Source organism: Nitrosovibrio sp. Nv4, from assembly GCF_900215485.1.
Classification (GTDB): domain Bacteria; phylum Pseudomonadota; class Gammaproteobacteria; order Burkholderiales; family Nitrosomonadaceae; genus Nitrosospira.
Genome location: NZ_OCMZ01000001.1, coordinates 1630193 through 1646618, shown reverse-complemented (window position 1 = coordinate 1646618; position 16426 = coordinate 1630193). Strand labels below are relative to the sequence as shown.

13 protein-coding genes are annotated in these 16426 nt (G+C 52.7%); 5 read left to right on the top strand and 8 right to left on the bottom strand.

Features of this window, described 5'->3' with window-relative positions:
• Window positions 1-99: 99 nt before the first annotated feature.
• The 4 genes from CRO05_RS07390 to glnE form a co-directional block, all read right to left on the bottom strand.
• Complete coding sequence (locus CRO05_RS07390; protein ID WP_097066446.1) at window positions 100-1476, bottom strand: phosphomannomutase/phosphoglucomutase; 1377 nt, start codon at window positions 1474-1476, stop codon at window positions 100-102.
• 119 nt (window positions 1477-1595) lie between these two features.
• Window positions 1596-1802, bottom strand: a complete 207-nt coding sequence (locus CRO05_RS07385; protein ID WP_097066445.1) for a zinc-finger domain-containing protein — start codon at window positions 1800-1802, stop codon at window positions 1596-1598.
• 61 nt (window positions 1803-1863) lie between these two features.
• The gene (locus tag CRO05_RS07380) at window positions 1864-2784 is read right to left on the bottom strand and encodes a branched-chain amino acid transaminase (protein ID WP_097066444.1); all 921 of its coding nucleotides are present in this window, start codon (window positions 2782-2784) and stop codon (window positions 1864-1866) included.
• Between the two features lie 155 nt (window positions 2785-2939).
• Entirely contained in the window at window positions 2940-5762 is a 2823-nt protein-coding gene (glnE, locus tag CRO05_RS07375) for a bifunctional [glutamate--ammonia ligase]-adenylyl-L-tyrosine phosphorylase/[glutamate--ammonia-ligase] adenylyltransferase (RefSeq protein WP_097066443.1), read from the bottom strand.
• A gap of 230 nt (window positions 5763-5992) precedes the next feature.
• On the opposite strand from glnE, the gene CRO05_RS07370 reads away from it, so the two are divergent.
• The 3 genes from CRO05_RS07370 to tldD all read left to right on the top strand — a co-directional run bounded on the left by CRO05_RS07370 (window position 5993) and on the right by tldD (window position 12472).
• Window positions 5993-9847, top strand: coding sequence for a YhdP family protein (locus CRO05_RS07370; protein WP_235001327.1), 3855 nt, complete (start codon window positions 5993-5995; stop codon window positions 9845-9847).
• Between the two features lie 285 nt (window positions 9848-10132).
• On the top strand, window positions 10133-10978 hold the full coding sequence (locus CRO05_RS07365; RefSeq protein ID WP_097066743.1) for a carbon-nitrogen hydrolase family protein: 846 nt from the start codon (window positions 10133-10135) through the stop codon (window positions 10976-10978).
• 33 nt (window positions 10979-11011) lie between these two features.
• Window positions 11012-12472 (top strand): metalloprotease TldD, encoded by a 1461-nt coding sequence (gene tldD, locus CRO05_RS07360; protein ID WP_097066442.1) that lies wholly within the window; start codon window positions 11012-11014, stop codon window positions 12470-12472.
• Window positions 12473-12631: 159 nt separating this feature from the next.
• Here the strand turns inward: tldD and CRO05_RS07355 are convergent, their stop codons facing one another.
• The 4 genes from CRO05_RS07355 to CRO05_RS07340 form a co-directional block, all read right to left on the bottom strand.
• Window positions 12632-13051 (bottom strand): RDD family protein, encoded by a 420-nt coding sequence (locus CRO05_RS07355; RefSeq protein WP_097066441.1) that lies wholly within the window; start codon window positions 13049-13051, stop codon window positions 12632-12634.
• A gap of 134 nt (window positions 13052-13185) precedes the next feature.
• Complete coding sequence (locus CRO05_RS07350) at window positions 13186-13569, bottom strand: DUF3106 domain-containing protein (protein WP_097066440.1); 384 nt, start codon at window positions 13567-13569, stop codon at window positions 13186-13188.
• A complete protein-coding gene (locus tag CRO05_RS07345; RefSeq protein WP_097066439.1) occupies window positions 13551-13934 on the bottom strand; it encodes a DUF3619 family protein in 384 nt (127 codons plus the stop codon). Before CRO05_RS07345 ends, CRO05_RS07350 begins: the two co-directional genes overlap by 19 nt.
• The gene (locus CRO05_RS07340) at window positions 13931-14503 is read right to left on the bottom strand and encodes an RNA polymerase sigma factor (protein ID WP_097066438.1); all 573 of its coding nucleotides are present in this window, start codon (window positions 14501-14503) and stop codon (window positions 13931-13933) included. Before CRO05_RS07340 ends, CRO05_RS07345 begins: the two co-directional genes overlap by 4 nt.
• Before the next feature lie 775 nt (window positions 14504-15278).
• Here CRO05_RS07340 and CRO05_RS07335 point away from each other — a divergent pair.
• Both CRO05_RS07335 and CRO05_RS07330 read left to right on the top strand, forming a co-directional pair.
• The gene (locus CRO05_RS07335) at window positions 15279-15764 is read left to right on the top strand and encodes a redoxin domain-containing protein (RefSeq protein ID WP_097066742.1); all 486 of its coding nucleotides are present in this window, start codon (window positions 15279-15281) and stop codon (window positions 15762-15764) included.
• Between the two features lie 16 nt (window positions 15765-15780).
• The gene (locus tag CRO05_RS07330; RefSeq protein WP_097066741.1) at window positions 15781-16425 is read left to right on the top strand and encodes an energy transducer TonB; all 645 of its coding nucleotides are present in this window, start codon (window positions 15781-15783) and stop codon (window positions 16423-16425) included.
• Window position 16426 lies beyond the last annotated feature (1 nt).

The following is a 16426-nucleotide window of genomic DNA, read 5'->3' as shown; positions in this document are numbered from 1 at the left end:
AAAGTCTCATTTTTCAACGTATATACCCAACCTTCCAGAATACTCGATTTGATACTGCGCGACCTACTGACAGGCCGAAGCAGGACCTCCACGGTCTATCTAGTATGGCAGTTTCGCATCCGGTTTGATCTGTAAAATAACCCGGCAAAAATCCCGCTGTATTCGTTTTAACGCTGCCTCATTGTCTGCTTCGAAGCGTAGCACAATCACCGGCATCGTATTGGATGAGCGCGCCAAGCCGAAGCCATCTTTGTATTCGACCCGCAACCCATCGGTGGTGATGACGCGTTCCGGACCATCAAAGCGCGCGGTTTTCAATAATTCTGCGATAACCGCGTAGTTTTCCCCCTCTTCCAATTTGATCTGCAGCTCCGGTGTGCTAAGCGCGTCGGGAATTTCGTTTAGCGCAACGTTGATATCGGCTTTGGAACTGAGCAGCTCCAGCAGACGTGCGCCTGCATAAAGCCCATCATCGAATCCGAGCCAGCGTTCGTTGAAAAATATGTGACCGCTCATCTCCCCGGCAAGTAACGCACCGGTTTCTTTCAATTTTCCCTTGATAAAGGAATGTCCTGTTTTCCACATGATAGGCTCGCCGCCGTGCTGCTCGATCCAGGGCGCCAGGTTGCGGGTACACTTCACATCGAAAATAACCCGTCCTCCCGGATTTCGGGCCAATACATCGGCAGCAAACAGCATCAACTGGCGATCGGGATAGATAATAGTGCCGCTCTTGGTAACCACGCCTACACGATCGCCATCACCGTCGAACGCAAGCCCTATTTCCGCATCGGTGGTTTTAAGGGCCTGGATCAGGTCTCGCAGGTTTTCAGGTACGGAGGGATCGGGATGATGATGGGGAAAGGTCCCGTCGACTTCGCAAAACAATTCAGTGACCTCGCATCCCAGTCTACGGTACAAGCTTGGCGCATAAGCACCGGGGACACCGTTACCACAGTCGACAATAATCTTCATGGGGCGCATCAGCTTGACATCGCTGGTGATGCGCTGAAGATATGTTTCGGCAATATCATGCTTTTGGTAATCGCCATTCCCGTAAACGAAGTCATCATTTTCGAGACGCTGACGCAAGGCCTGGATGGATTCCGCCGCAAGGGTTTCGCCGCCCAGCACCATTTTCAACCCGTTATATTCAGGCGGATTGTGGCTTCCGGTCACCATCACACCGGAATAATTGCACAGTGTATGAGCAGCAAAGTAGAGCATGGGGGTGGCCACCATCCCCACATCTATTACATTAATGCCGCTTTTTTGCAAACCCCTCCCCAGTGCCTGCGCCAGTTCCAAACCCGACAATCTGCCGTCGCGGCCTATCGCTATCGCTGCAAGCCCGCGGGCCCGTGCTTCGGATCCGATAGCCTGACCAATGGCTTCGACGATATCCGCGGTCAGTGTTTTTCCGAAAATACCTCTGATATCGTAGGCCTTGAAAATTTCGTGCGGGAGTTTTTGCATGAGATAAGCGTGAGGTTGGTACAATAATCCGGCGTAGCTCAATCAATATCAATAACGAGCAAGCAGCAACTACGGCTCGTTTCGGCTTCCTTAAGTTCTGGTATTCAAATAATTGCTGGTCAGTGATGACCTGCCACTGCACCACCCTGAAGCGTGTAACGTGTTCCGCAGTAGGGGCACAGTGCCTCGCCTGTATCTTCTATCGGCAGGAATACGCGGGGATGCGAATTCCATAACAGCATGGACGGCATCGGGCAATGAAGGGGCAAATCATCAGCAGTAATTTCGATTTGACGCTGTTTGTTATTGTTAGCCTGGTTCTGCATCAGCTGTTTCCTCAGTGGTAATACCGGATATGGATCAGATGTCGATATGATCAGCCGCAGATCAGACGTAAGTAAGCCAGTCGGCATGATTCGCGGTCTTGCCGCTGACACAGTCGAAAAACATGGCTTGCAGCCTAGCCGTGACCGGACCGCGCCTCCCCTCGCCTATCCTGCGGTTATCAAGTTCACGAATCGGGGTCACTTCCGCTGCGGTACCGGTGAAAAACGCCTCGTCAGCACAATAAACCTCATCACGGGTGATTCTTTTTTCGATTACGGGAATTCCGATTTCTCCCGCAAACTCTATGATGGAAGCGCGCGTAATACCTTCCAGACAGGAAGTCATGTCGGGGGTATAAAGCTTGCCGCGCTTGACGATGAATATGTTTTCGCCAGCCCCTTCAGCCACGTAGCCGTCCACATCCAGTAACAACGCTTCGTCATAGCCGTCATTGGCAACCTCCTGGTGGGCTAATATTGAATTAGCATAGGTGGTGACCGACTTGGCGCGACACATGTTAACGTTGACGTGATGACGCGAAAATGAGGATGTTTTGACGCGAATGCCGTTTTCCAGGCCTTCGATACCCAGGTAGGCCCCCCATGACCAGGCAGCGATAGCCACATGCACCGAAAGCGTTCTGGCTGAAATTCCCATGGCTTCCGATCCATAAAAAACAATCGGCCGGATATAACACGATTCCAGCTTGTTCTGCCTGACCATATCACGCTGGGCTTGCATCAGCGTCGCCTTGTCATAAGGCATTTTAATCATGAAAATATGTGCCGAATTGAACAGTCTATCGGTATGTTCCTGCAGACGGAAGATCGCGGGGCCCCGAGGGGTCTGGTAGGCGCGCAGGCCCTCGAATACACCCAGGCCGTAGTGAAGGGTGTGGGTAAGCACATGTGTGGTTGCGTCGCGCCACGGGATTATTTTTCCATCGCTCCAGATTACGCCGTCGCGGTCAGCCATTGACATTCAGAAGACTCCGGAGAGAATTTAGATTCGCATATTCTAACCCATTTTCATGTGAAAAATGGGGCGCAGGTGGCACTTCATACAAGTGAGGTGACCCCAGGCATCTCTGTTGCGCAACAAAAAACCCGGCGAGGGTAGACGGGATTAACGAGTGACTAAAAATGGGCTGTGCCAAACACCTCATCCCATAACCGCAACACTGCTGTAAAGCCCTCTCTCACATAATCTGTTTCAACCCGCGCAAACTTTTGTGATTTGCTGTCCGGTGGGGGTATTCCCGTCAGACCCGAATCCCCGCTCAATCGTAGCCGATGCTGCACGCGCCGGAATTCCCGATAGGCGCTGAGCGCATGTTCGGCGGTGTCCATCTGGATAAGTCCCAGTTTTCCCGCGAGTTTCAACAGCGCAATGTTACCAAGATTGCTGGTCAATTCCGGGTACTTGGAAGCGTGGCCGAGAATCAGATATTGCACGATGAACTCAACATCAATAATGCCGCCACGATCATGCTTGACGTCGAACAGTCCGCTCGAATTCGGGTGGGCGTCGAGAATTTTTTGCCGCATCGCCAGGACCTCGCTCTTCAGTACCGCCAGTTCTCGCCGTTGGCAAAGAACTTCCTTGCGAATACGCTCGAAAGCTTCTCCTACATGAATATCCCCGACCACAAACCGGGCCCGTGTCAGCGCCTGATGCTCCCAAACCCAGGCCTGGTTTCGCTGATATTGCTCAAAAGCCTGGAGGGAGCTTACCAGCAATCCGCTACTGCCGTTAGGGCGCAAACGCAGGTCGGTTTCATACAACAGTCCAGCCGAGGTGTAACTGGTAAGCCAGGAATTGATGCGCTGACTCAGTCTGGCATATATCTCCGGTGCATCGGGATGAGTATCGTCATACAGAAAAATGATGTCGAGATCCGATGCATAACCCAACTCCTTGCCGCCGAGCTTGCCATAGCCAATGATGCCGAAAGCGGGCTTATCCCGATGCTTCCTTCTCAATCCGGACCAGGCGAGATGCAATACGTTGTCAAGTACCAAATCTGCCAACTCGGTTAAATGATCGCTCAAGGTTTCCAGCGGTAGCAATCCTTCTACATCCCTGGCCAGCAATTGAAATACCTGGGCGTGGTGAAAATGTCGCAGCACATCCATCTGCTGCTCGGTGTCATTGCCTCTGATACCGGCAGCATCATTTAATTGCTGAATTAATCTTGCTCTGGATCGGGGCCAGTCGGGCATACTTTGAAAATCGTCGGGATTAAGCAACTCGTCCAGCAAAATTGGATGCTGGCTCAGATATTCACTGGCCCATTCACTTGCGCTGGCAAGTTTGGCCACCCGTTCCAAGGCCTTGGGATACTCTCGCAGCAGCGCGAGATAGGCCGCGCGCCGGCTCACGTTTTCCAGCAATTGCAGTAAACGCTCCAGCGTGACATCCGCGGGCATAAACTTGGCCGACACTTCGATCAAGGCTGGTATAAGTGCATCGACTCGCTTTTTGCTGGATTCCGGCAATTGCCGATAGCGCGCGCCGTTACGAAACTCCTGCAAACGTCCAAGAATTGTCTGGGGACTGGAGAATCCCATTGAAATCAGTTGTGCGGCGGCTGCTCCGGATTCGATCCCGTCATCGTCCCCTGCGTCCTCGCCGCCTCCACCGTCCCCGCTGTCCCTATCCTGCCACAACCACGCAAGCCCATTAGGGGTTTGCGATTCCCCCGGAGCAGCAAATACCCTCTCAAAATGGCGGGCGGCATTGCCGCGATGGCTATCGAGTTGCTCCAGAAACTCGTCATAGCAGGAAAAACCCATGGAAGCGGCTATCGATGACTGATCCGCCGGAATTTCCGGCAGCATCTGCGTTTGTTGATCGTCCAGATACTGTATGCGATGTTCCAGTTTGCGCAGGAAGCAATAAGCTTCCGAGAGTTCTGTTACCGCCTTTTCCGATAACTGCTGTTTTTCCCGCAGCCGGCCCAATACATCAAGTGTGGAGCGGATGCGTAAATCGGGGTCACGTCCGCCGCGGATCAATTGAAATAACTGGGCAATGAACTCGATTTCACGAATGCCGCCTGGTCCGAGCTTGATATTCCCGGACATCTCGCGGCGATTTACCTCCTTGCGTATTTGCGCGTGCAGACCCCGCATGGATTCGTAGGCGCCGAAGTCGAGATATTTCCGGAATACAAACGGTTGCGTTATCTGTTCCATGAGGACGAGTCTTTCCGCATGCGGACCGGCTATTACACGGCTTTTGATCCAGGCGTAGCGCTCCCATTCGCGCCCCTGGGTAATGAAGTACTCTTCCAGCATGGAGAAGTTCATTGCCAACGGGCCACTTTCGCCATAGGGGCGCAACCGCATATCCACGCGAAAAACATAACCGTCCGGCGTAATGTCGTTGAGACTGGCAATCAGCTTGCGCCCGAGGCGAGCAAAAAAATCATGATTGGAAACAGATCTGTATCCTGTGGTATCGCCATCTTCCGGATATACGAAAATCAAGTCCACATCCGAGGAAACGTTGAGCTCGGCACCGCCCAGCTTGCCCATGGCGACTACCAGCATTTCCTGAACCGTGTTTTCCGCACTCCTCGGCTGGCCGTAACGGGCGGGATCGGTCAACCAGGTCTGAAGATGCTCGAGCGCAAAGCTGATAGCGAGCTCTGCCAGGTCGGTCATAGTGGTCACAACCTCGACAAGACTGGCCAATCCGCCGAGATCCCGTGTGGCCAGGCGCAGCATTACCCGCTTGCGCAAGCGGCGCAAAACGCGATGAAGGCATTCTTCGTCATTGGCGATATTGCAGGCCGCATTCAGAAAGGCCTCCATTTCCGCCCGCAGAAACGGCCGCTGCAAACCTTCCTTGAGCTCAGCGAGTAACTCGGGCTCGCTCTCCACCAGACGCTGGATGTAACGGCTGAATGGCAGGATTGACTCGATTATTGCTTCGGCTGGATGATCGCCATGCATGGTTGAGAATTCGGGTTACAATAAACTGAAAAACCGGTATTCGAGTGGCATGTTTCTGCCTATCCGCTGTCCGCTATCCGGCCTGTCCGAAGGATTGAACAAAGACCGGGTGCCTGTATCTAAGCGTTTTATCACTGCCGCTCGCTGTTTCATATCCAGGCTTTGAACGACTGCGCCGTCCGCAATGATAGAAGTCGCAGCGTCCGAAGTCTATAAACCGGAACTATTTATTGAACCCATCAGTAACTTCACCTCTTGCACGACGGGGCAGCTTTTTGTTCCGGTTGTTGACGTGGGTGCTGATCGCTGTTGCGGCCTGTTTTTCCCTGTTACTGTTATCACTACGCTACTGGCTCCTGCCCGACATAGAGCAGTACCGTGAAAACATCGCTTCCGCCATCAGCCAGGCTTCCGGCCAGCACATCACCATAGGTGAGATCAGTGCAAACTGGGATGGATTTCGCCCTCATATGATGCTGGGTGCCGTAAAGGTACATGATCGAGAGGGCGATATTACGCTGCTGCTGCACCGTCTGGAAGGCACAGTTTCGTGGCGTTCAGTATTACACGGCGAGTTGCTCTTTCGCGAAGTCGCGATCGAACAACCCGACCTGATCGTGCGTCGCGATGCCGCAGGTGTGATCCATGTTGCAGGATTCGCACTCGACAAGGAACTGACTGCAAGCGAAGACGGTTTTTCTGATTGGCTCCTGAATCAGAGACGAGTCACGATCAATAACGCCAGCATCCTCTGGCAGGACGACCAGCGCGGCGCAGCCGAACTGGAACTGCTAGTCAATTTGCGCCTGGAGAACCGTGGCGATCGCCATCGGTTTGGTATGCATGCCACCCCTCCCGCCGAGCTTGCCGCACGACTGGACATGCGCGGTGATTTTACCGGCGAGTCCTTAATTAACTCGGAATTATGGCGAGGCCGACTGTTCATGCAAATAAATCGTGCCGATATTGCCGCCTGGCGTATCTGGCTGCCCTTTCCCCCGGAAATCAAGTTGAATCACGGCGTCGGGGCGCTCCGTCTGTGGGCTGGAATTGACGGCGAAGGCATGACGAAATTGACAGTTGATATGCGCCTGCATGATGTTCAAGCCCAGTTGGCCCCGGATCTCCCCGAATTGAACCTTGTCCGTTTGCAAGGTAGAGTCGGGTGGAAAAAAATAAACGAAGGAACGAAAAAAGGCGCAGAATTTTTCGCACAAAAATTGCGAACTTCCGTGTCCGGAAGGCGGGAACAGGAATTACAGCCCGTAAGTTTTTTGCTGCAAACGATTCCTGCTTATGGCGAAAAATCGGGTAGCGGAAAACTGATTATCGATGACTCAAAATTGGAAATTCTTGCAGGCCTGGCTCAATACCTGCCAATCAATGCATCGTTGCGCGAGCAACTTGGCAGAGTCTCCCCTCGCGGAGATATTCATTATATGCGCGCGCAATGGAACGGTGAGTTGCCAAGGCCTTCATATTTCAGCACAAAAGGGAGTTTTACCAACCTGAGCCTGAGGAAATTGGAACCCCTGCCTGCATTCAGCGGTATTACCGGTAGTATCGATATTACCGAGCGAGGCGGCACACTGAATCTAAACTCTCAAAATGCCATACTGGAACTGCCTGATGCATTTCGCGAGCCGCTGGCGTTGGATACCTTCACCGGGCAGGCGAACTGGAAGATCCTGGCAGATAAAGATTCGACCGCGTTCACGTTCAATAATATATCGTTTTCCAATGCCCGCGCTGCCGGGCTAGTCTACGGAAATTACCGTACCACGCCTGATGGCCCGGGTATCATTGACCTGACTGGCCATTTGACGCGGGCGGATGCACGATATTTACTGGATTACATGCCGGTGGGAGCAAATCGTTACTCTCGCGACTGGCTTGAGGAATCGATTGTCGAGGGGAAGTTTCTTGATTCACGGCTCAATCTCAAGGGCGACCTGGCGCGGTTTCCTTTCGCCGGTGATGATAATGGAGTTTTCAGGCTGCATGCGAAAGCATCAGGAGTGACGCTCGATTACATCCCCGGATGGCCACAGATAGAAAACATATCGGGAGACTTGCATTTTCACGGCAGCCGCATGGAATTCGATGCGTCACAAGCAGATATCTTCGGCACGACATTAAGCAAAGCGAAGTTGCGTATTGCCGACATGACTGCCGCCGATGCAATGCTGAGAAGCGAAATTGAAGCAAATGGCCCTACCCGGCAATTCCTGAAATTCGCCGCGGCGAGCACGGCCGACAACTACGACAACAGCCTTGTTGACAAGATCGGCATTACTGGAAATGGAAGGTTGCTGCTCAAGCTTGATATTCCCCTGCATCGCCCAGAGGCAACCACCACGGCAGGTAATTATCAATTCATCGATAATCAGATTGATGCTGGCCCGAATATACCCAATCTGGATGGTATTAATGGCGTACTGACTTTTAACAGCGCTGGGATAAAGGTTGAAAATATAACCGCCCGACTCCTCGGTGGACCCGTGCTCATCAGTTCCATCGATAAGCCAGATGGAAGCATGCAGTTATCAGCCATTGGCAGGATTAACCTGGACAATCTATCTCAGCCGCCACAGGGAAGGATTACGGGCGCCGCGCCATTATGGAGGCGTCATTTGCGCGGCAGCACGGATTGGCGAGCCACTGCCCATATGCGCGACAAGTTGGTGAACGTATCCCTCGAATCATCGTTGCATGGCATTATGTCGGAGTTACCCGCGCCTTTCTCCAAGGCCGCCGGCGATGCTGTACCTCTGCGTTTCGAAAGAAAAGCCAGCGGCCCGGATATGGATGAACTGAATCTGAGTGTTGGCAACCTGGTTGCTGCAGCAATCAAACGTGTCCGGGACGATACCGGCGAATATCATGCTGAGCGGGGTACAGTGAATTTCGGTCCCCCCCCTGTTGCTTTGTCCGAAAATTCCGGCATATCGATGACCGGCACGGTACCGCTGCTGAATGTGGATCGCTGGCGTCGTTTGCTGAAGGAGTTCAATAATGAACCGGGACCTTCTTTCGGCCTGACCGGCATCAACCTTCACATTGGCGCACTCGACTTTCTGGGCAGGCGCCTGAATGATGTCACGCTGAAAGCCGACAAGGAGGACATGTTCTGGTATTCCACCATAGCAAGCAATGAGATCAACGGTGGTGTCACCTGGAACCCGTCCGGTAATGGCAAGATCGTGGCCCGACTGAACAGGCTGATCGTCCCCTCGGCCTCTCCTCGTCACGATCCGGGCGTGACGGCACAAGCGCAGCAGGTAAAAAACCTGCCCGCGCTTGATGTCACGGTAGATAATTTTCTAGTCGACGAGATGCAACTGGGCAAACTTGAACTGATAGCTGATCAGCATGGCCGGAATTGGCACATTGAGAAATTGCACATAACGAATCCGGACAGTTCAATAATGGTGCGGGGCGTATGGCGGAACCGAACGGTACCATCCCGCGTAGAGGCTACTCTCACGTTGCAAGCCGACGATATCGGCAAGTTCTTGACGCGCCTCGGCCATCCTGATCGCGTAAAACGCGGCAGCGGTAGCCTTGAGGGCATGTTGTCGTGGCATGGCGGCCCTCAGTCAATAGATTACGCTACCTTGTCCGGGAACTTCAAGCTGAACGCCAGACGAGGACAGTTCCCCAAATTCGAGCCCGGGATTGGCAGATTATTTGGCATTTTCAGCCTCCGGGCGCTGCCGCGAAGGATCACATTGGACTTTCATGATGTGTTCAGCGAGGGTTTCGGGTTTGACGACATCTCCGGGGATGTAAAAATTACCCGAGGCGTGGCATTTACCGAGGATCTCCGAATCGAAGGGCCAGCTGCAAAGGTCATCATGAACGGCGAGATGAACCTTGAAGCGGAAACGCAAAAATTGCATATCAGAGTCACGCCGTCATTCGGCTTGGCCACTCCGGTTGTCGGAATGGCAACCGTGATTGCAAGCACGGCATTGCAAAACCCGACTACCTCCAACGAATATAATATTACCGGTACCTGGGCCGATCCGGTCGTCACCAAAATCCCACGGCATGCGCATGAGTCGATCGAACACGCCCCATAATGTTTACAGCCTCGCACCAGCACAATTGGATGAGGTTCTGGGGAGAGGTACTGAAAGGGCTCGAAATAGGGATTCATCTGCCACGGACATCCAGGCAAAAACAACGGGAGTCAAAAATGATGGTGCGTGATCAACGCCATAACGTTTTAAGGGTTTATATGAGCGTCATTTTAAGTTACTCTGTTTTCCTGCAGTCAGGGCACCTTTTTACGTGGCGCCGAGTACCGGAGTACAAATGGCCTGGTGCTTATTATCGCTGCCCATGAATTAATTTATGTCATAAATATGCTTGAGAACCCAAATACTTGTCAGGCGCCCGACGGTTCTATTCGTGTTGCCGCCATTCAGATGTCAGCGGGGCCAAATATACTCGGCAATTTGGAGGAAGCCGGCCGACTGCTTGCCATCGCCGCCGCGCAGGGGGCAAAGCTGGCGGCACTGCCGGAATATTTTTGCATCATGGGCATGAAAGATGCCGATAGGGTAGCGGCGCGCGAGCAGGTTAATAGTGGGCCCATACAGCAATTCCTGAGCAATATCGCGAAGCGGCTCGGCATCTGGCTGGTGGGCGGTTCCGTACCCCTGGAGTCCTCGAATCCGGACAAGGTACGAAATAGCTGCCTGGTGTATGATGACAAAGGACAGCAGGTCGCGCGCTACGACAAGATACATCTATTCGGCCTGGAGCTTGGGAACGAACGCTACGCGGAGGAAGAAACGATCGAAGCGGGTTGCTGCGTCGTTGCCCTGGACTCGCCTTTTGGCCGCATCGGCCTTTCCATTTGTTACGATCTGCGGTTTCCCGAGCTCTACCGATCCATGGGTAAAGTGGATATTATTTTCGCTCCAGCGGCTTTCACCGCAACTACGGGCAAGGCTCACTGGGAAACCCTGATTCGTGCCCGCGCTATTGAAAATCTTGCCTATGTCGTTGCGCCCGCTCAAGGGGGTTATCATATCAATGGACGGGAAACCCACGGAGACAGCATGATCGTCGATCCATGGGGCGTCGTGCTCAATCGCCTTCCGCGCGGATCAGGAGTCGTGATCGCGGATATCAATCCGGAATACCAGGCCAGCTTGCGCAATAGCTTGCCGGCATTGAGTCACCGTACCTTGCATCACTGTTGAATCTATCGCCGTTTTTTTTGTCTACCGGATATCATGATTACAGAATCCCTCATCCAGCCCAACGATCTCTTCGCCACCGCCAATAATTGTTTACTCGCGCCTCACCAGATAGATGCGGCCGGGTTACAAAAAGTATTTGGCCAGATGCTTACGCACCATGTCGAGTACGCCGATCTGTATTTTCAATATAGCCGTGCCGAAGGCTGGTCGCTGGAAGAAGGCATAGTCAAATCCGGCAGCTTTAATATTGATCAGGGCGTTGGCGTCCGCGCCGTAAGTGGGGACAAGACAGCGTTCGCCTATTCGGACGATATCAGCATGCCTGCCCTTGCCTCGGCAGCCCAGGCCACCCGGGCCATTGCCCGTCAGGGTATAGAACAATCGGTACAAGCGGTCAGACACAGCAAAGGACGTGAACTTTACCTTCCAGAGGACCCCATCGCGAGCCTTAAAGACACGGACAAGGTGGCATTGCTCGAAAAGCTGGAGGGTTATGCCCGCGCCATTGACAAGCGTGTTATCCAGGTTATGGCATCTCTGGCGGGAGAATACGAAGTGGTGCTGGTGGCGCGCAGTGATGGCCTCCTGGCGGCTGATGTGCGACCTCTTGTGCGAATCTCGGTGCAAGTGATCGCCGAAGAAAACGGCAATCGTGAGCAAGGGGTGGCAGGTGGTGGCGGACGTTTCGACTACGCCTATTTTACCGACGACGTGCTGCGCGACTATGCTGCCAAGGCAGTGCATCAGGCTATTGTCAATCTGGACGCAAAACCCGCGCCCGCCGGAACCATGACCGTAGTACTTGGCGCCGGCTGGCCCGGCATACTGTTGCATGAGGCGATCGGTCATGGACTTGAAGGGGATTTCAACCGCAAGGGAAGTTCCGCATTCGCTGGACGTATCGGCGAACGCGTTGCTGCAACAGGCGTTACGGTGGTGGATGACGGCACGATTGCGCGACGGCGCGGGTCGCTTAATATTGATGACGAAGGAAATCCCACGCAATGTACGGTATTGATCGAAAACGGGATACTCAAGGGTTATTTGCAGGATAGCCTTAATGCGCGGCTCATGAATGTGCCCGTGACGGGTAACGCAAGACGGGAGTCGTTTGCTCATATCCCCATGCCGCGTATGACCAACACCTATATGCTGAACGGCGACAAAAGCCCTGAAGAGATCATTTCTTCAGTGAAACATGGTTTATATGCGGTGAATTTTGGCGGTGGCCAGGTGGATATCACCAGTGGAAAATTCGTGTTTTCCGCAGCGGAAGCATACATGATAGAAAACGGAAAGATCTCCTATCCGGTAAAGGGCGCGACCCTCATAGGCAACGGTCCCGATGTGCTTACGCGCGTTTCGATGATTGGCAATGATATGTCGCTCGACCCCGGCGTCGGTACCTGCGGTAAAGAAGGCCAGAGCGTGCCAGTGGGAGTTGGTCAGCCAACGCTGCGCATAGATGGGCTAACGGTAGGAGGAACTGCTTAAGGAACGTTTGAATAAGTCCGGATTTACTGCCAGTTCGTTGCCAAGCGAGTGCTCCGGACTTGTTCGGAATGTCAAGAAAGGCTATCTGCGCTATCTCCAGGCCAGCCGGGACGGCGGGAACCCTGAACTCCAGTTTCCCGGCACTCATCCGATTCCACCTCATTCCTCAATTCTCACGATCCTCGTGCCTGCGAGCCGGTCGTGCAGGAATAGGCCATCCCGATCGAATAATGCCCAGATTATCCCGCTGCCGAAGAAAAAAATCCCGATTACTGCAAATAAATAACGCGCAAGCGCCTGCTTCAGATAAAGCCGTTCCCCAGCAGCGGTGACCACACGGAGCTTCCATGTCTGCATGGGCAGTGTTTGTCCGCCATGGGTCCAGAACCAGGTGAAATAAATACCGGCTACCAGCAGGAGGTAAAGCTGGAATGCAGGGCGAAAAAAAATAGAACCGGTATCCCGGAATACAAGATGAAAAGCGAAACTGGCAATAAATAGAACCGCAACCAGAATCAGTAATTCATAAAGCATGCTCAGCAACCGCCGCCCCAATCCAGGTGCGGAAGTTTTTACCATTGTGGGACACTCATTCAGAAGCGCTTTCGTCTTATCTTATTTATGGTGATCAAATGACAGAGAACGGCGGGAAGACACAAAGGAACCGCGCTGCTCGCCAGCTATTGTCCCTCCAGCCTATGGACCTTTTCGGCCTATTGCCCCTTTCCGACTTCAGGCAGCTGCTCATATTCGCGCCATTTCTGCTTTATTTCACGACGCTTGTCTGGCGGCATTTTTTTGATCGTCTTATACTTTTCACGCACCAGTTCGCGCTGCTCAGGAGTTAGCGAATACCAGTCGCGCATCCGTAATTGGGCACGCTGCTGCTCTGAAGGTGTCATTTCCGGATAGCGTTTAGCAATGCCTAGCCACTTCTTCTTTTTTGCAGAGTCCATGTCGTTCCACTCTTGGGCAAGCGGAGCCAGAACTTCCCGTTGCTGAGGCTTCAGCTTCTCCCATGAAGGCTGGCCAGCTTCAGACAGGGCAGATAATGACAAGCATAGCCAGAACGCTGCTGCTAGTAATGATCTAGCCATGTATCGAACTCATCGTCGAGATAAGCGTTTATAGGCAGATCATCGACAAGTAGCATTATGTCAATATCCTCATTTTCATCGCTCTGCTGGAGAGTCTGCCAATAGGCGATACTTGCCAGGGCAAACAGCAGCGCGATCGCCGATAGCAGCTTGGCAGTTCTGGAATACCAATCGTGCCCACTTCTGGCAGAAGCGCCCTGCCCGCTATGCCCGTGGTCGACACCAACCACTGTCTCCCTTATATGGTAATTCTCAAGGGAAGCTCTGCGCGCAGATTCAAGGCGGTTTAAGGTGCCCTGCTTCATGTCATCCAGACCGCGATCCAAAAGTCGCGCTATTTTTGTCCCTATTTCCGGCTCATTCATAGCTCAATTCCATCTTTTTTCAGCAGGGTAGCAAGAGCATGGGCTGCGCGCGAGCAGTGAGTCTTTACGCTTCCTTCAGAACATCCCATAATCTTTGCCGTTTCTGTAACATTCATCTCCTCCCAGTAACGCAGGAGAAAAGCTTCTCGTTGACGCGCCGGAAGGGTTTTAATTGCCTTCTCCAGCAGACCAATAAGTTGTGATTGTTCTAATTGTTCATGCGGTTTGCCAAAATTGGACGCCCCGTCCGACTGCAAAGTTTCGAGTAGATCGTATTCGTCATTCTCTGTTTCGCGATTGCGAGGCATGAACGATGAAAACAGGGTAGTCCATAAGGAGCGAGTTTTCTGCCGCCGGTAAAAGTCGCGTATGGTATTTTGCAGAATCCGCTGAAACAGGAGGGGCAGTTCTTCCAATGACTTGGCGGCATACTTCTCGACGAGCTTAGTCATGGAATCCTGAACAATATCCAGCGCCAGATGTTCGTCTCGTACCGCGAACAATGCCTGCTTATAGGCGCGCCGTTCGATTTCAGCCAGAAAATTGGACAATTCCTGTTGAGTAGCCAGGACAATTTGCCTATGGGAAGATAAAAAAGCAGAGGCTTCACGCCCCGCCGCAATGTTAGCAAATTTTTTTCGATTTGCCGGAACAGTTTGCCAAAAAAAGTAGAGTTGTATGCTTCTGGTATGCCGGTAACAGAGGACCGAATTACCAGTCGACTCCAGCCGATACGGCTAGTTTGGCGCCTCTTCAGCGACCTCATTTATTCGGGAACGAATTCAGCGTAAGAGGACTAATGATTTATTAGCGGCTTCATGAGGCTGGAGGTTAGACTGAATCTGTAATCAGGCGATTCTGTAACCGGACTTTGCAACACAGCTACGAGCACGAACCAAGTGCCTGAATTCCCAGTTGTAGCATTGTCTCCGGCGCTTTATGCCATTAGACCCTGCGACAATTTGTCGCATTGTTATGACAACTTGTCGCATCTATCATGGTAGTGTAAATGGGGGACAAATGAGGATATGGTCAGGGAAAAAAACCACAGCATAACAATATTACTATACGTAGATTTGCGGGTTAGTGGTAAAATTTTAACGTGGATTGCGACTGATTCTTAATTAGATTTACATTACTAGTGTTCTGTATTTTCAAATCCAGGTTCCGGCTGTTCGCCAGAAGCAACAGGAAGCGAGACAACGCGGCCGGAATGGTTCGGTATCGCTATTCCTTTAACTACTGGACTGGAAGCCGATCATGAAACATGCAGCCTTTTTACCATTTATTCCAGGCCGACGCGGAGATACCATTTTGCATATTCAATTCGGCGGAGGCCGTCCTATGATACGTCGTTTAGCCTTTGTGCTGATGCTGATTTTCATGAATGCCGCCGGCGCAGCCGAGAGCGTTCGTCCTTTTACGGCAGGAAGCCTGCAGCAGGTGCTTGCCCCTCGTGAAGGCAAGCCTTTCGTTCTCGTTTTGTGGTCGCTCGAATGTCAATATTGCCCGACCGAACTTAAAATGCTGAGCGAACTCAAACGCACGCATCCCAAGCTGGACGTCGTACTGGTCGCCACCGATGCGGTAAGTGATACGCCGCAACTCGCCGCTCGAACGGAAAGCTACGGGATGAGCAAGGCCGAGCAATGGGTCTTTGCAGAGGAGATGCCGGAACGTTTGCGTCTTGAAATTGACAGTCGCTGGTACGGGGAGGTGCCGCGGACTTATTTTTATGACCGAAAACACCAGCGCGAGGTCAAGACCGGCTTGGTCAACAGGAAATATGTCGAAGAATGGCTGGCTCGCAATGCCGTACCTGGCTCGTGACATTGAACACAAAGCAATGAAGTACAATCCCGCCTTTTTGCCCGGCCTGATTTTCGTCCTTGCAATTCATGGGGCGCTACTTTACTACTTGTTCAAGCAGGAGATAATTCCCCCGCCAAAACAACTGGTGACACTGATGGTCGATTTCATTCCTTCATCCAGGCCGAAGGAAGAATCCAAACCTGAGCCGCCTCCTCCCGTACCCAAGCCTCAACCGGTGAAGAAGCCGAAATCACGCCAATTGGTGGCGGAAACACCAGTATTGTCCAAGAGTGAGCCAGTGGCGCCTCCTCCTCCGGCAGAACCAGAGCCAGAGCCGATGGTGGAAGCGCCTCCGGCGCCTCCTGCCCCACAGATGCCGGCAGGACCCGTCACATTGTCCTCCGAATTATCTGTCGGATGCCCGCAACTAAACGCACCTGCTTATCCCGCGCTTTCCCGCCGGCTTGGCGAAGAGGGAAAGCTGGTGTTACGAGTGGAACTGGATGAAAAAGGTCATGTTAGCGTAGCACAGGTAGCCAATAGCAGTGGTTTCAAACGTCTCGATGAGGCTGCCATGGCCGCAGTGAAAACCTGGCGCTGCAATCCGCCCATGCGCAATGGCCAGCCGGTCCGCGCCATTGCGCTGCAACCCTTCAACTTTGTACTCCAAGGAGATTGAT

Excerpts from the sequence above, each read along its gene's own strand:
- CRO05_RS07390 (WP_097066446.1), bottom strand. The coding sequence starts at position 1,476 with ATGCAAAAACTCCCGCACGAAATTTTCAAGGCCTACGATATCAGAGGT.
- CRO05_RS07385 (WP_097066445.1), bottom strand. The coding sequence starts at position 1,802 with ATGCAGAACCAGGCTAACAATAACAAACAGCGTCAAATCGAAATTACT.
- CRO05_RS07380 (WP_097066444.1), bottom strand. The coding sequence starts at position 2,784 with ATGTCAATGGCTGACCGCGACGGCGTAATCTGGAGCGATGGAAAAATA.
- glnE (WP_097066443.1), bottom strand. The coding sequence starts at position 5,762 with ATGCATGGCGATCATCCAGCCGAAGCAATAATCGAGTCAATCCTGCCA.
- CRO05_RS07365 (WP_097066743.1), top strand. The coding sequence starts at position 10,133 with ATGCTTGAGAACCCAAATACTTGTCAGGCGCCCGACGGTTCTATTCGT.
- tldD (WP_097066442.1), top strand. The coding sequence starts at position 11,012 with ATGATTACAGAATCCCTCATCCAGCCCAACGATCTCTTCGCCACCGCC.
- CRO05_RS07355 (WP_097066441.1), bottom strand. The coding sequence starts at position 13,051 with ATGGTAAAAACTTCCGCACCTGGATTGGGGCGGCGGTTGCTGAGCATG.
- CRO05_RS07350 (WP_097066440.1), bottom strand. The coding sequence starts at position 13,569 with ATGGCTAGATCATTACTAGCAGCAGCGTTCTGGCTATGCTTGTCATTA.
- CRO05_RS07345 (WP_097066439.1), bottom strand. The coding sequence starts at position 13,934 with ATGAATGAGCCGGAAATAGGGACAAAAATAGCGCGACTTTTGGATCGC.
- CRO05_RS07335 (WP_097066742.1), top strand. The coding sequence starts at position 15,279 with ATGATACGTCGTTTAGCCTTTGTGCTGATGCTGATTTTCATGAATGCC.
- CRO05_RS07330 (WP_097066741.1), top strand. The coding sequence starts at position 15,781 with ATGAAGTACAATCCCGCCTTTTTGCCCGGCCTGATTTTCGTCCTTGCA.